We start from the raw sequence: 15,051 nt of genomic DNA on the forward strand, positions 1-15,051 counted from the left end.
TCGCCAATACAGCGATTGGGGCGCGATAGCAATTGCCACGCCTGCAGCGGCTGGCTAGCGCATGCGAATGACGGTGGAGATGCGCAGGCTTTGATGCGGAGTCCGGTTCTTGCCATGATCGCCCTGGCGATCGTGTCCTGTGGCCCGGCGGCGGAGTCGGACGCGCTCAGCGAGTGCCGGATTGCAGGCTTCGCCACGATCGAGCGCGACATCCGCCTGCGGATCGATCCGCGCGAACCGGGCGAGGCGATCAAAGTTCCCGAGCCGGCGCAGGAAGCCACCAAGGCTGCGATCCGGGCGGCGCTGTCGGCCTTCCCGCCGGATGTAGCTGAGGCGGTCGGCTGTGGGGAAACCCTCGACGGCACCTACCGCCTTGACGATATCGAAGGGCGCGAGCTCTATCTGACGCGCGCACAGTTCCCGCTCGGGCGCGATATCTATGTCGCGGTGGCCTATGATCCGGTGAGCAAGACCGCAGGCGCCGCGCAGGCGTTTGAGGCCGACTGGACCGAAAGTTTCGGTTTCGACGGTTTCGGCAAGCCGCCGGTGTTCCGCATCGAACAACCGGTCGAGGATGGGCCGGAGATGCTCGTCTTCGCCGAACGCGCGCATAACGGCGATGTCTACAACGCGATCGTCGAGCGCTATTTCGAGGTCGGGGCGGATCATGTGCTGCGGCAGGTCATGGCGGTCGAGAGCCGCGCGGCAATGCCCGGGACGCCCGACTACACCCTCCGCAGTTTCGAGGGCGGTCCGGGTGGCACGCTGCTGGTGACGGTCGAACGCGGCATAGAAGGCGGCGAACTCGAGCCGCAAGGCAGCTACCGACTGATCCGCAGCAAGCCCGGCGAAGTGTTCCGGGTGGCTGGCGCAAAGGCAGAGCAGGGCGTGCCTCTGGCCGGTATCGTCACCTTCTGCGGGACGCGCGAGAGTATCGAGGAATTCATGCAGAAGGGCTGCGCCTTCTACTATTGATCCCCGCACGATGGAGAGGAAAAGCCAATGGAAATCGACAGGCTGATGTTTCGCGACGGGCTGATGCAGGGCCAGCGGATCCTCGTCACCGGCGGGGGGACCGGGCTGGGGCGCGAGATGAGCGAGGCGTTCCTCAAGCTCGGGGCCGAAGTCCACATTTGCGGGAGGCGGCAGGCCAAGCTGGACGAAACTGCCGCTGAACTGATGGCGCGCCACGGCGGCAAGGTGACCGGCCACGCCTGCGACATCCGCGATGCCGACGCGGTCCACGCGATGATCGACGCGATCTGGGCCGAAGGCGGGGCATTGACCGGGGTGGTCAACAATGCGGCGGGCAATTTCGTCAGCCGGACCGAAGACCTGTCGGTCAATGGCTTCAACGCGATTGCCGATATTGTGTTTCGCGGCAGCTTCTACGTCACGCTCGATTTGGGCAAGCGGTTGATCGCGGAGGGCAAGGGGGCGAGTTTCCTCTCGATCCTCACCACCTGGGTATGGAACGGCGGACCTTTCGTGGTCCCGTCCGCCATGTCGAAATCGGCGATCAACACAATGACACAAAGCCTCGCGGTGGAATGGGGGCGCTATGGAATGCGCTTCAATGCCATCGCGCCCGGCCTGTTCCCGACCGACGGGATGAGCGCGCGGCTTTCGCCCGGCGGGCAGGGGGGCAATTCGGCGGACCGGATGAACCCGATGGGCCGCCACGGTGAAATGCACGAACTGGCCAATCTCGCGGTGTTCCTGATGGGGCCGGGCGCGGAATGGGTGAACGGCCAGACCATCGCGATCGACGGGGCGGGCTATCAGGCCAACAGCGGCAATTTCTACCAGGCGCTCGCCCCGCTGGGCGATGCCGAATGGGAACAGATGCGCGCGATGATCAAGGGCACGAACGCCAGGGACAAGGCGGAGCGTTCGACCTGACCCCGGTCAGGCGGCGGCTTCTTCCGCCAGCCGCTGCGCGGTCCGGTAATCGGGCTTGCCATTGTTGAGCCGCAGGCTTTCTTGCGTGAAGACATAAAGCCGCGGCACCTTGTAGCTTGCCAGCGCAGCACGGACATGGGCGTCGAGCGCGGCATCGCCTGTCTCGCAGCCCTCGCGCAGCAGCACCACCGCCGCGATCTTGCGCCCGAAGCGCGGATCGGGGATGCCCACCACGCGCACGTCGGCGACATCGCCATGCGCTTGCAATGCGGCCTCGACTTCCTCCGGGAAGACCTTCTCGCCGCCGGTGTTGATGCACATATTGTCGCGCCCGATGAAGGCGAGCGAGCCATCCTCGCGCCAGTGTGCGCGGTCCCCGGTGATCAGGTAGCGTTGCCCGCCGACCACGGGGAAGGTCTCCGCGTTCTTGCGGTCTTCCCCGAGATAGCCGAGCGGCAGCGGGCCGGTGCGGGCGACCATGCCGACCGCGCCGCTACCCGGCGGGATCAGTTCAAGATCGTCGCTCAACAAGACGATATCCCGTCCGGGGAACTGCGAGAAATGGCCTCCGCCGGTGGTGCCGGCGATGGTGGTGATGGTGACCGCTGTGCCGCCGCTCTCGCTCGATCCGAGCGTGTCGACGATTGCCATCATCGGATTGACCGCTACCAGCCGTTCCTTGACCGAGAGCGAAAACACCGCGCCCGAAGAGGTCATCGCCTTGAGGCTCGCAATCGCCTCCGCCGCATCGGCGCGTGCCTCGAGGCAATCGGCGAGCGGCATAGAGAACGCATCGCCGACCATCACCAGCGTGCGCGCCCGGTGTTTGACAACTGCATCGATTGCGGCATCGGGGTCGAACTTCGTTCCGGGCAGAGTCGCCAGCGTGCCGCCGCGCAGCAGGTGGATCATCGCGCCGAACTGGCCGGTGCCATGCATCAGCGGACACAGTAGCAGCATGGGGGCGGAAGACTCCGCGTGATCGGGCGGCAACGCCGCCGCGCGCTCGACATGGTCTTCAAGCGTGTAGACGATCTCCGGCGGCTGGCCGAGCTGGGTCGGCCAGTGAGCGATCTGGAACGCCTGCCACGCCTCGGCAAAAGGCCACATCACCGCCTTGGGCATGCCGGTGGTCCCGCCGGTCGCCATGTAGAACATTTCGTCGGGATCGGGATGCGGTGCGTAACCTTCGGGCAGCGGCGTGCGGCACAATTCCTGCCATGCCGCTGCGTCCGGATCGGCGACCAGAACGTGCGCCAGGCCCTGAGCGTCGGCCGCCTGTGCGCGTTCGGCAAATTCGGGATCGACGAACAGCGCCTTGAGATCGAAGCGGGTGAAGATGTCGCCCAGCTCGTTGGCGAGATAGTGGTAGTTCACATTGACCGGCCGGACGCCTGCCTTGGCGCAGCCGAAATAGGCGAGTACATATTCGGGCGAGTTGCGCTGCATCTGTCCCGCCGCGTCTCCCGGTTTGAGCCCGCGCGCGATCAGCCCTGCCGCAATCCCATCGGTGATCCGGTCGAACGCCTGCCAGTCGATCACCCGGTCGCCGTGCAGCAATGCCGGGCGACCCGGCTCAATTCCGGACGCCAGCGCCTTGAGCGCGACGCCGAAGTTCTCTCCCCGCCATGTCATGCGGCGAGACTAGCGCAAAGCGCGGCTGCGCCTAGTGCCAATTTTCAAGGATCGGGAGTGGTGCCTCGGGGCGGATTCGAACCACCGACACCGCGATTTTCAGTCGCGTGCTCTACCAACTGAGCTACCGAGGCATACACGGCGCGGGCTGGCAGCGGGGCCGCCCGGCGGTTGGAAGCGCGCCTATGGCGAAGCCGGACGGGCTTGGCAAGGGGGGATTCGGCACGCGGCGCCGACTCCGTCAGCGAACGCCGGCATCTCCGATCAATTCGAATGGCGCCCACGCGCTGGGGTGGGCGAAGGTGGCGTCGTAGCCGTCTGCCAGTTTGCCGTCCGCCGATCTATCGTCGCGGATTTCGTGCATCGCGGCGGTGAAGGCTTCGGCCCGGCTCATCGCGGCATCGTCGCGTGCCAGTTCGATCGTTCGCACCGTCAGTCGTGCCGCGACATCGTCGCGCACCGGCCAGTGCGATGCCAGAAGATTGCTCGCCCCGGCGTAGAAAAACGCCCGTGCGAGTCCTGAAAGGCCGGGTGCCCCGGCGCTGCCGTCGCCCGCAGCCGTGTTGCACGCCGAAAGGATCACCCAGTCGGCCCCAATGCGCATCTGAGCCACCTCGCTCGCGGTGAGATAGCCGTCATCGTAGGAATCGCCGGTCACAGGAGGGCTGAAAACAAGCCCGGGCTCACCGCTGCCGTCGGCCTCGCCCGCAGTCAGGCCGTGGGTTGCAAGTGCGAGAACGGAGAGCGCCGCAAGGTCGCTTTCCTTGAACCGGCTCTCGGTTGCGTTGGCACCGAGGTTCAAAGCGTTGCGGTCGGCGCCGAAAGCGCGCGCCATCGCGGTCAGTTCGACCTCGGTACCGGGCAGGCGCGCGAGCGAGCGCAGCTTGGCGACATTGGCTATGCCGCCTTCATCACCGTCTCGCCGCAAGATCGATGCCGCAGTCAGCCCGCTCCCACTGCGCTGGCCGCGGCTCCTGGTCTGCGCCGCGCCGTCGAGCACGGGATCGCCGAACCCGCGGAACTCTTCAGAGCGGTCCGCTGCGCTGGCAAAGCGGCGCTGATACGCGAGCGTCTGGAGCGAGGGGATGCGGACGAGATTTGCGTCCCCGGCAAGCCACGGGGTCCGCCGAAGTGCGGCGGGATCGTCGTCACGACCTTCCGGCTCGCCGGTGACCAGAATGCCGAGCGGGAGCGAGCCAAGCGATCCGCCCGCAGCCACGAACAGGTGCCGCTTACCGGCGAAGTTGCGCTCCAGCGGCATCAGCAGTTCGGAGTACAGCCGATAAGCGGTGTCGCGGTCGAACCCGTTGCGGCCGCCGTCGACCGCGCTTTCCCACTCGCGCTGTTCGCGGCCATCGACCTCGACATTGGCACCGCTGAACCACAGCAGGCGACGAACCGCTGCGTCGACCTCGCCGACGGTCAGTGCGCTGCGGTGCCACTCGACGCCTTCCGTCGTCAGCACCATGCTGTGCGTGCCGCCCGCGCTGGGGATCAGCATCAGCACCGCTTCGTCTTCGCGCAAGACGGCACGGGCATCGTCGAGCGAAAGCGGTTCGGGGCGGATCAGTTTGAAATAGTCCGGCGCGGCCTCGGCAAGCTGGAGGTTGATCGCGCGGTATTCTTCCGACAGCGCATCGACCAATTCGAATTCACGGCGCCGCTCGATCTCTTCGCGGGTGCTGCCGGGCAGTTCGAAACTTCGGTCCTTCGCTTCGACGCCCTCGTAAGGGGCCAGCATCTCGAGCAGTTCGCGCCGCCGTGCGATGAGATCGGCGGTTTGCGGATCGCTGTTGAAATCGGCCTTGTCGGCCATGGCATAGGCCAGCGACAACGACGTGCCGTCGGTCAGCGCATCCTGCACCGCGGCAAAGGCCACGTCGCGGGCTTCGCTGCGCCGGGCGGGCTCCTTGGCGGCAAATGCCCAGGCAGCATCGGCGGCCTCGAGAAATGTGCCGTTCCAGCCGATGATCCGCGCGAGGTTCGTCTCGCTGCGCACCGAACCCACTTGCGACTGGCGGAAGCGGCGGAAATCCTCGGCGCGGGATTTTGCGACCTCGTAAGCAAGGTGCGCCTGCGCAGGATCGGCGAGATAGCGTTGCACGGTGAGCGCTTCGATGCCGCGGAAGCGATTGGAATAGTCGCTCGGGTAGGACAACCCGGCGAGCATCGATGCCTCGCTCGACACTCGCGTTTCCGACAGCACCCGATCGGCCTCGGCATATCGTCCGGTTTCGACCAGCGTCACCGCATGACTGAGCGCAAGATTGTCCGCATAGGGGAGCCCCTGCGCACGCGCAGCCGATACAAGCTGCGCGTAATACGGTTCGACCTCGGCATATTTGCCGAGAACCAATCCCGCTTCCGCCACATCCTGGGTGACCGTTTGCAGCTTTTGCGACTTGGCAAAGTCGGTCCCCGCCTGTTCGTACACCGCGATAAGGTCGGGCCCGATGGCAAAATCGCATTCGGCGAAGGCGAGTTTGACCTCGGGGGTGATGGCGAAGGTCCGTGGATCGACCGGGGCATTGCCATAGCAGGTGTTCAGTTCGCGCTCGAGTGCGGGGAGCGCGGCGAGCGCCGTCATCTCGGGGTTTGCGGATGGGTCCGCACCGCCAAGTGCCGATCGGAAAGCCGCAAGCTGTGCGGTTGCACCTTGCCCTTCTAGCAGCGTCAGGCCTTCGAGCGCCGCCGGGTGTGCGGCGATGTCGGTGCACGCAGGCGCATCAGTGCAGGCCGCGCGGGCGAGCGCAAGGTATTCACCAGCCTTGGTTGTATCGCCGATGGCGAAATGGTCTGCCACGGTAAGCAGCAGAACACGCAGCGTGAGCGGATGGTCACTCGGAACGGCGGCCGAAAGATTGCGCACCATGGCCTGGGCAAACGAAGCCGCACCCTTGGGATTACCCATCTCGAGGTTCTGGTAACGATAGCTGACCGACCAGTTGTATGCGGAAATCTTGCCGTTCTCTTCCATCGCCTGCACGATGGGCGTGACGATGGCAGCGTCTTCCGCCCGACCCTGTCGGCGCAGCAGATCCTCGAGCATCGCAAGCTGGTAGCTTCCGTTGTCCTGCAATCCGTCGCCCTCGATCGGTGGGCCCTGGACCTGTTCGATCGCGATCAGGGAAAGATAATGCCGCAGGACGTTTTCGAACCGGCCCTGCCGCGCCGTGGGCATGGCGCGAAACGCCTGCAGTTCGAGTTCTTCCGCTGCTTCCGGGGTCAGCGCCACTGCCTCACGCATGGTCATTCCGGTCAGATCGACCTGCGGAGCGATCGCGGCAATGTAATTGCGCAGTTCGGACTGGTATTCGTAGCTCGACGGCCCGACCATGGTGCCGCTGCGCACGCGGCTGTTGACGAGAAACAGCCGGTCCTGGAACGCGCAATCGAGTCGGTCGATGTCCTTCGCTTTGCCCGCAGCCTCGATTTCCAGATCGTACCAATCGAGCCAGTTCTGGATCGGATCGCCGCCGTAGGTGACCCCCTCGACGGGCGGGGGAGAAGTGGTTTCGAACTTTTCGAGGTCGCTATAGGGGCGCTCGCGCCACGGCGTCGCGACTTCGACAAGTAAGGGTTCGAGGTCGACCGGCTTCTCTTCCAGCTTCAGCCCGCTCTCGCCAGCCTCGTTCCACAAGGCTTCGAAGCCGTCGGAAAGGCGCTCGAAGGGCGACGGTTCGGATTGCGCATGTGCGGCGACGGGGAGCATCCACAGCGCGGCCCCTGCAAGCAAGGTGACAGCGCGATGCTTCATGGTCAGTCTCCCCCGTCGGCTCCCACTACATCCTCGGGCGATGCTGGAGGTCCGGGTACGGCATAACCGTCATTGAACCATCGCGAAAGGTCGCGATCGCGGCAGCGGGTCGAGCAGAAGGGGACGTGCTCCTCGACACGCGGCTTGCGGCAGATCGGGCAGCGTTTGACGGTCGTCATAGGGGCACCGCCTGCGCGAAACTGCGTTCGATGGCAATACCGGGGTCGGTTTCAACCTGCACCTCGCGCCCCGTACGACGGGCAAGTTCAGCCAGCCATTCGGGTTTGAGCTTTGCTTTCAGGGCGGGATGGACTGTCAGCAGGATCGACCCAGGTTCCTCTACCGCTTCGGCGCGCCGCAGGGCCATACGGGCGGCAGCACCGACCCGCGAGGTCGCCATGCGGTGGAGCAGAGAGGGACCCTCCAGCCGCGCGACGATTTGCACCAGACCGAAACCGTTCATCGCGGTGCGCTCGTGCGGCCAGTCGTGCAGCGCTAGATCGAGCGCCGCGTCGGCCGCCTTGCGGTCTGCCTTGGCTTCGAGCGATGGGAAGTCCACCGCAATCGACCCGCCGAGGTCGAACAGCTGCAACCAGCGGGCCAGCGGCTTGACGGCGGCAAGCGCCAGTTCGCGCGGCGGCAATTGGCCATCGACATCGACCACGGTCATCGCAGGGGTGACACTGAACAGAAGCGTCCCGCCGGAAAAGTCGATCTGCCCGCTACTGGCGTTCTCCCACACATCTTCCCACAATCCTGCAGGGAAGCGGCGGATCTCGGTGCTGGGGAAAAGAGATTCTTGTGCTGGCTCGGCTGGCACCGAAGCGGTGTCGATCGCCCGACCCTGCGCGCGCTTGAACCGGCCGCGCTCGGCAATCGCGGCGCGGGTGATCTGGACGCCGATAGGTGCGCCTTCGGTGAGGCCCGGCGGCAGGCGGTCGAGCAAGATTTCGTGGCCTTGGCCGTCAACAGCGAGACCGCGATTCGATCCGGAAGGTTTGGCTACGAGCTTCGCAGTGACGATCTCTCCGGCATGAAGCTCGCCTGCCCAGCGAAGTTTCGCGGCGAGCATTTCATCGCCTTCCACCAGCAAGGCACGGTCCTCGCCGATGCCCCGTTCAATCAGCCACTCAGCCAAGGTCGAACCCGGCGGCTTTCAGCAGCGCCCGCGTCTCGTAGAGCGGCAGGCCGACAACTCCCGAATGGCTGCCGTCGATCCGGCGGATCAGCCCTTCCGCCGTCCCCTGGATGGCGTAACCGCCCGCCTTGCCGTGCCATTCGCCGCTTGCGAGATATGCGGCGATCTCCTCTCCGGAGAGGCGCTTGAAGATAACGATGGTCTCGCTCAACCGCTCGCGCATCGTCCCGTCGGGTGCGCGCAGGGCGATGGCGGAGAGCACACGATGACGGCGGCCGGACATCAGTTCGAGGCATTGTCGCGCGGTTGCTTCGTCCTCTGCCTTGGGCAGTATCCGGCGGCCGACCGCGACCACCGTGTCGCCTGCGAGGACATGCGCCGTATCGCTCGCCGCCGCTTCGGCCTTCTCGCGCGCCATGCGGCGGGCGTAATCGCGCGGCAACTCAGCCTTGCGCGGGGTCTCGTCTATATCGGCTGGAGCGATCGCCACAGGCTCGATTCCGAGCCGCGCGAGCAATTCGCGCCGCCGGGGGCTGGCAGAAGCGAGGATGAGTGTGGGCTGGCCCACGGCAGCTTACTGCGGGCCGGGGCCCTGCGCCGGATTCTGGCCGGGGCCGCCGCGGCCGGGCATGAAGCGGTAGGTAATGCGCGCCTTGGTCAGGTCGTAAGGGGTCAGCTCGCACAGCACCTCGTCACCCACCAGCACGCGGATGCGGTTCTTGCGCATCTTGCCGGCGGTGTGACCGAGCACTTCATGGCCGTTTTCGAGCTCCACCCGGAACATCGCGTTGGGCAGCAGTTCCACCACCTTGCCGCGCATTTCGAGGAGTTCTTCTTTCGCCATGTGTGTCCGGTTTCCTGCAGTCTGTCGATGAATGTTGCGCGCACATAGCTCTGGCCGGGATAAAAGGGAAGCGTTGTGCGTAGTGCCTGCATCCGTCCGGGATCGGGGCTGCTGCGACAATCGGTTACGAATCGCTCATTGATGCGAAGGGCAAACCTTGGCAGGGGCTGCGTTGGGCGGGGTATGTGCCAATTTCTGCCAGGGAAGACAGACTCTTGAAGCCGTTCCATGCAACCGCCTCGCTGATGGCGATCGCGCTCACCTTGCCTGCCATCGCTTTCGCTCAACAGGGCGGAGGGGCACTGGGCAATCCCAACGCAGACACGGCGTTTGCCCAGCCGGCCGAAGAACCGGTCGACGATCCCGATGCGGACATCGTCGTCATTGCCGAACGGATCAGGGGCCAGGTCGATACCGACCTGCCGCCGGTGCTCGAGCTGGAGGAGGCCGATATCAAGGCCTTCGGCTCCAACTCCATCGCCGATCTCGTCGCGCAGCTCACCCCGCAGGTTTCCTCCGGCAGCGGGCGCGGGAGCGGTCGGCCGGTGTTTCTCGTCAACGGGCAACGTGTGTCGAGCTTCCGCGAATTCAGCCTCTATCCGCCAGAGGCGATCCGCAAGGTCGAGGTGCTGCCGGAAGAAGTGGCGCTGCAGTTCGGTTTCCCCGCCACCCAGCGGGTGATCAACTTCATCCTGAAGGATGATTTCGTCAGCCGCGAAATCGAACTCGAGTATGGCGGGCCAACGGCGGGTGGGCGGGTCAGCCCCCAGGTCGAGGTGTCCATGCTTACCATCGACGGTCGGCGCCGTCTGCAGGTCAGCGGCGAATACCAGTACGAAAGCCTGCTGACCGAAGACGAGCGCAACATCGTCCAGACGGACGGCAGTGTCCCGACGGTCGCGACCGATCCCGATCCAGCCGGGTTTCGCAGCCTCGCCGCGCAAAGCGATACCTACGAACTGCAGACGACCTACAACACCGTGCTCGGCCCGAATCCGGGCGACGGGACGGTTTCGCTCAACGGCAATCTCCAGCGCAGCAACACCCGCTCGCTGTCCGGTCTCGACACGGTGCTGCTGACCGGCCCCAACGGTGCGACCGCACTGCGCACGCTTGATAGCAATGCGCTGGAGCGCAACACCGAGACGACCACGCTGTCGTTCGGCACATCGGTCGGCAAGCCGGTGGGGGACTGGGAACTGACCTTCACCCTCGATGCCAACCGGACATGGAACGACACGCTGATTGATCGCCGCCGCGACACTCAGGCGCTGGTCGACGCGGCGGCAGCGGGCACGCTGGTGATCGACGGACCGCTGCCGACTGTAGCAGACGCGGGGACGGACGAGGCGATCAGCCGCACCTGGACGGCAGATTCGCTGCTTACGGCGCAGGCAAATCCTTTCGTACTTCCCGCCGGCGAGGCCTCGCTCACGCTCAAATCCGGCTACAAGTGGAACCGGATCGAGAGCGACGACACGCGCAGCACCGCCGGGGCTGTCGAGCTGACCCGTGGCAGGCTAGAAAGTGGTTTCAGTGCCGGATTGCCGCTGACCAGCAAGGACGAAGGCGTGCTTGGCGCGGTGGGCGATATCACGCTCAATCTCAGCGGCGGGGTTGATCACCTGTCGGACTTCGGCACGCTGACCAACTGGAGCAGCGGGATCAACTGGCGCCTCGGCGAACGGCTGAGCATGACTGCCAGCTATACCGAGCGCGAGGAAGCGCCCTCGCTGACCCAGCTCGGAGCGCCGCAGGTGCAGACCTTCAACGTGCCGGTGTTCGACCTGGCCAACAACGAAACCGTTTTGGCTACCGTCACCACCGGCGGCAATCCAAACCTCGCGGCGGAAAAGCAGCGCGACATCAAGCTGGGTGCCTACTACGATCTCGACCTGTTCGAGCGGGCCAATCTCCAGGTCGAGTACTTCCGCATCCGGTCGGACAATGTGACCGAGGGCTTCCCTGTGCTGAGCCCGGCGGTCGAAGCGGCCTTCCCCGACCGCATCACGCGCGACAGCAACGACCGGCTGATCGCGATCGACCGGCGGCCGATCACATTTGCCGAGCGCAACAGCTCACGCGTCCGCTATGGCTTCAACCTGTCGGGCAGGGTGGGCAAGCCGAGCGCGGAAGGCCCCGGCGGCGGCTTCGGAGGCGGGCGGCCGGGCGGCGCGCCTGTTGCGGGGGCAACCCCGGCAGTCGGCGCACCCGGCACGGGGCCGGGCGATGGCAGGCCGGCGTTCGACCCGGCGCAATTCGCCCAGCTCCGCACGGAGTTCTGCGCGCTCGAAGACCCGACGACGTTCGATTTCTCCAAACTGCCGGAACAGATGGTCGCGCGGCTGCGCGGCGAAGATGGCCAGATCGACATGGAACGGGTCAAGCAGTTGCGCGAACGCTTCTGTTCGGAAGAGGCAGGGCCCGGCGGTCCGGGCGGCGGCTTCGATTCTGAGCGGATCGCGGCCATGCGCACCGCGATCTGCACGGTGCCCGAAGACGGCAGCCTGCCCGATCTCTCAATGCTGCCCGAGCGCTTTCTCGAACGCCTGCGCGGGGCGGACGGCCAGATCGACCCGGCGCGACTGGCTGCGCTGCGCGAGCAATTGTGCAACACGCCAGCGCCAGCGTCGCAAGGCGGCGCGCAGGCCAGCGCGCAAGGCGAAGGCCGGCGTGGCGGCGGCGAAGGCCGCCGTGGTGGCGGTGGCGGTGGTCGTGGCGGCGGCGGCGGGCCGGGCGGCTTCGGCCCCGGCGGCGGCGATGGACAGGGGCGATGGTTCCTTTCGCTGTTTCACAGTGTCGAGCTGGAAAACGAGGCGCTCGTCGCCCCGGGCGTGCCGGTGTTCGATCTGCTCGATGGTGACGCGCTCGGCAGCGGCGGCGTGTCGCGCCATACCGTCCAGCTCGAAGGCGGGATGTTCTATCGGGGCTTCGGCCTGCGCCTTTCGGGCAATTACCTGAGCCCATCGCGGATCAACGGTTCTGGCCTGCCCGGGTCGACCGATCTGTTCTTCGATGACCTTGCTACGTTCGATATCCGCCTGTTCATGGACCTCGAGCAGCAGAAATGGCTATATGGCGAGGAACCCGGCTTCCTGAAAGGTGCGCGGCTTTCGCTACGGGCGAACAATGTGTTCGACGCGCAGCGCCGCGTGACCGACGGGACCGGTACCGTGCCGCTGAGCTATCAGCCGGGACTGATCGACCCGCTCGGACGACGGGTCGAAGTGGAATTCCGCAAAGTGTTCTGACCGATGGTTAGTTGAGCAGTCGGGTACGCGGGAAGAGCAGCGCGGCGAGCCCGCGGGCTTTGAACGGCTTCCATGTGCCTTCCTTCTGCGCCAGCCGGTCGGCGATGGCGAACATCACCAGCGGGTTGACGCCCAGCCCGCAGTGGCTGGCGTGGACCTCGATATTCTCCGTCTGGCCGTGATTGGCATCGCCGGGAAACTGCACCGAACCGCGCCAATGGACCACCCCGTCGGTCTTGGTCAGGATCGAAGTCGTCGGCACCGGCGGCGCTTCGCCCAGCTTGGCAAAATTGCCGTCTTTCATCGGCTCCGGCTCGTTGCCGTTGAGATATTCGAACAGGCGGCGTGCGTTGGTGTGGTTGCGATCGTCGCTGATCGGGCTGCCGAGCGAGATCACCAGACGAACCTTTTCCGGCGCAAGTTTGGCCAGTTCGCGCGCGAAAACGCCGCCGAGACTCCAGCCGACAATCGAGATCTTGCGACCGGTCCGCTCGAAGAGTTCGTCCGCTCCGGTGAGCATCGACTCGATCCGGGCATTGTCGACCCGGACGTTGCGCCCGAGGCCCCAACCGGCGGACTCGTAACCGAGGCTGTCGAGCAACTGGCGCATCGGCTTGGTCGAGGTGTCCGACGCCATGAAGCCAGGCAGCACCAGCACCCCGTGCCCGTCGCCGCGCGGCAGCGCCGCCATCATCGGGCGCAAGGCATAGAAGCTCGCCAGTTCGGCCATCGCGCGGCCGGGTTCGGCGAGCGTCAACAAACGGCTGGGCGGCCGCGCGGTGGATTCGGCAAAAGCTGTGGCGGTGCTCATTTCGATGAAGTTCCTTTGCTGCTCCGGGCAGGCTTCTTCGGCGCTGCCTTGTTCTGGGCACCCGTCTTCGTTGCGGGCTTCTGGGCGACCCGCTTCTTCGCAGCAGGTTTGGCTGTCGCAGTCGACGTGGTTCCGGTCGCGCCGCTCTTCAAGGGCGCGGCGCGGACCGCGCGGGTCGATGAGGAGGCAGAGCCGCCCTTATTTACTGCCGTGCGCTTGCCGGTTGCGCCGCGCTTTGCGGGCGCTTCGGGCTTCATCTTCGCCGTGCCGGACGATCTCGCCGCCTTCGCTGCGTCGCGCAGTTCCTCGAAGCTGTCCTGGATGCACTGCGCGTAGAATTCGGGATCGGGCATCATCTCGCGGTCGGCGGTGAAGCTGATCGTAGCTTCGCTGGTGTAGCTCTGCACCACATGCGCCAGTCCCATGCCATCGGTCAGGCAGATCAGCCCCATCATGCTTTCGAGCCGTGCGCCGGCCGAATAGATCGGCACCGGCGGGCCGGGCACATTGGTCACCACGGTGGTGAAGATCGGGCCGACTCCGCGGTCAGCGAGGCTCAACCTGGTATAGAGCTGCGCACCCAGCGCCATATAGAGCGCCGGGCTGACCTTGCTCACCTCGGTCATGTTGCGCGCACCGATGGCATCGGTCATCGCCTTGGAGTTGGTCGTCCGGTCGTGCACAAAGGCCAGCCGCTCCGCCGGATCGGCGACTTGCGTGCCGAGCGGGGCGATCATCGCCGCGACCTGGTTGCCCATATCGCCCTTCTCGCCAGTCGAGCGGACCGAGATCGGGGCCATCGCGGTCAGCGTCTTGGCAGGCAATTCGCCCTTGCTGTCGAGATAGCACCGCATCGCCCCGCCGATGATCGCAAGGAACACGTCGTTGACCTTGCACCCCGGCACCAGCTCGCGGATCGCCTTGATCTCGGCCAGCGGGACGCTCCGCCCCTCGACCACGCGATGCGGCGAGATCTTGCGGTTAAACCGCGTCTTGGGCGCGATCATCTCGCGCGAGAGGTCGAATTCCTTGGTCACCAACCCCTTGATCGCCTTGGCGATGCCGGGCGCGGCGCGGGCGGCGACTTCGAGCTGCTTGAGCGGATTGGTCACCGCATTGAAATAGCTCTTGCCCAGCAGTTCGACCGCGTTGGGGACCTTCTCCGGCTTCCAGCTATCGGGAATGTCAGGCGGTGGATCGTCGGGCCTCAGCGTGTGGGTGACCTCCATCAGGTCGATCCCGCTCATCCCGTCGATCGCGGCGTGGTGGACCTTGGTGATGTAGGCGTAGCTGCCGCTGGGAATGCCCTCCACATTGTCGAGCCCCTCGACCACGGTGAATTCCCACGGCGGGCGCTCGAGGTCGAGCGGGCGGGCGAAGATGCGTGCGGCCTGGATGCACAGCTGCCGCCAGTCGCCTGGCTTGGGCAGAGCGACGTGGCGGACGTGGTATTCGAGGTCGAAATCCGGATCCTCGATCCAGTAGGGATAGTCGAGATCGAACGGCACCCGCACCAGCCGCTGGCGCAGGGTCTTCGACATCTTCATCCGGTCACCCAGGAAGCCGAGGATGTCCTTGAACCGGACAAAGCCGCCCGGCGCGGTCTGCGGATTGTAAATCAGGATCGAGCCGATGTGCATCGGCGAATTGCGCGTTTCCAGCGCAACGAAGCTGGCATCCATGCCCTGCAATTGCCGCAAGGGCGTTCTCCTG

At 65.6% G+C, this 15,051-nt stretch carries 11 protein-coding genes and 1 tRNA gene; 3 read left to right on the top strand and 9 right to left on the bottom strand.

From position 1 onward, the window contains the following. The first annotated feature begins 93 nt into the window (after nucleotides 1-93). Nucleotides 94-975 (top strand): hypothetical protein, encoded by an 882-nt coding sequence (locus tag NSO95_RS13935; protein ID WP_257596916.1) that lies wholly within the window; start codon nucleotides 94-96, stop codon nucleotides 973-975. A 27-nt stretch (nucleotides 976-1,002) separates the two neighbouring features. Further along, on the top strand, nucleotides 1,003-1,902 hold the full coding sequence (locus tag NSO95_RS13940) for an SDR family oxidoreductase (RefSeq protein WP_257596917.1): 900 nt from the start codon (nucleotides 1,003-1,005) through the stop codon (nucleotides 1,900-1,902). A 6-nt stretch (nucleotides 1,903-1,908) separates the two neighbouring features. On the opposite strand, the gene NSO95_RS13945 is transcribed toward NSO95_RS13940, so the two are convergent. The 7 genes from NSO95_RS13945 to infA form a co-directional block, all read right to left on the bottom strand. Then, nucleotides 1,909-3,537, bottom strand: coding sequence for an AMP-binding protein (locus NSO95_RS13945; RefSeq protein WP_257596918.1), 1,629 nt, complete (start codon nucleotides 3,535-3,537; stop codon nucleotides 1,909-1,911). A gap of 58 nt (nucleotides 3,538-3,595) precedes the next feature. Further along, nucleotides 3,596-3,671: transfer RNA gene (locus tag NSO95_RS13950), tRNA-Phe, on the bottom strand. Nucleotides 3,672-3,778: 107 nt separating this feature from the next. Next, a complete protein-coding gene (locus NSO95_RS13955) occupies nucleotides 3,779-7,294 on the bottom strand; it encodes a CHAT domain-containing protein (protein ID WP_257596919.1) in 3,516 nt (1,171 codons plus the stop codon). Nucleotides 7,295-7,296: 2 nt separating this feature from the next. Further along, nucleotides 7,297-7,473 (bottom strand): DNA gyrase inhibitor YacG, encoded by a 177-nt coding sequence (gene yacG, locus NSO95_RS13960; protein WP_257596920.1) that lies wholly within the window; start codon nucleotides 7,471-7,473, stop codon nucleotides 7,297-7,299. Continuing rightward, nucleotides 7,470-8,432 (bottom strand): ribonuclease E/G, encoded by a 963-nt coding sequence (locus tag NSO95_RS13965; protein ID WP_257596921.1) that lies wholly within the window; start codon nucleotides 8,430-8,432, stop codon nucleotides 7,470-7,472. The genes yacG and NSO95_RS13965 overlap by 4 nt, the downstream gene beginning before the upstream one ends. Next, nucleotides 8,425-9,000 (bottom strand): Maf family protein, encoded by a 576-nt coding sequence (locus tag NSO95_RS13970; protein ID WP_257596922.1) that lies wholly within the window; start codon nucleotides 8,998-9,000, stop codon nucleotides 8,425-8,427. The genes NSO95_RS13965 and NSO95_RS13970 overlap by 8 nt, the downstream gene beginning before the upstream one ends. Nucleotides 9,001-9,006: 6 nt before the next feature. Continuing rightward, nucleotides 9,007-9,276 (bottom strand): translation initiation factor IF-1, encoded by a 270-nt coding sequence (gene infA / locus NSO95_RS13975; RefSeq protein WP_257596923.1) that lies wholly within the window; start codon nucleotides 9,274-9,276, stop codon nucleotides 9,007-9,009. A gap of 245 nt (nucleotides 9,277-9,521) precedes the next feature. Between infA and NSO95_RS13980 the strand changes: the two genes are divergently transcribed. Continuing rightward, a complete protein-coding gene (locus tag NSO95_RS13980) occupies nucleotides 9,522-12,527 on the top strand; it encodes a porin family protein (RefSeq protein ID WP_257596924.1) in 3,006 nt (1,001 codons plus the stop codon). Nucleotides 12,528-12,534: 7 nt separating this feature from the next. Here the strand turns inward: NSO95_RS13980 and NSO95_RS13985 are convergent, their stop codons facing one another. Then, nucleotides 12,535-13,338: an esterase/lipase family protein gene (locus NSO95_RS13985; RefSeq protein ID WP_257596925.1), complete on the bottom strand. Its 804-nt coding sequence runs from the start codon at nucleotides 13,336-13,338 to the stop codon at nucleotides 12,535-12,537. After that, on the bottom strand, nucleotides 13,335-15,038 hold the full coding sequence (locus NSO95_RS13990; protein ID WP_257596926.1) for a WS/DGAT/MGAT family O-acyltransferase: 1,704 nt from the start codon (nucleotides 15,036-15,038) through the stop codon (nucleotides 13,335-13,337). The genes NSO95_RS13985 and NSO95_RS13990 overlap by 4 nt, the downstream gene beginning before the upstream one ends. Nucleotides 15,039-15,051 lie beyond the last annotated feature (13 nt).

This window comes from Parerythrobacter lacustris (assembly GCF_024626475.1).
GTDB lineage: Bacteria > Pseudomonadota > Alphaproteobacteria > Sphingomonadales > Sphingomonadaceae > Parerythrobacter_A > Parerythrobacter_A lacustris.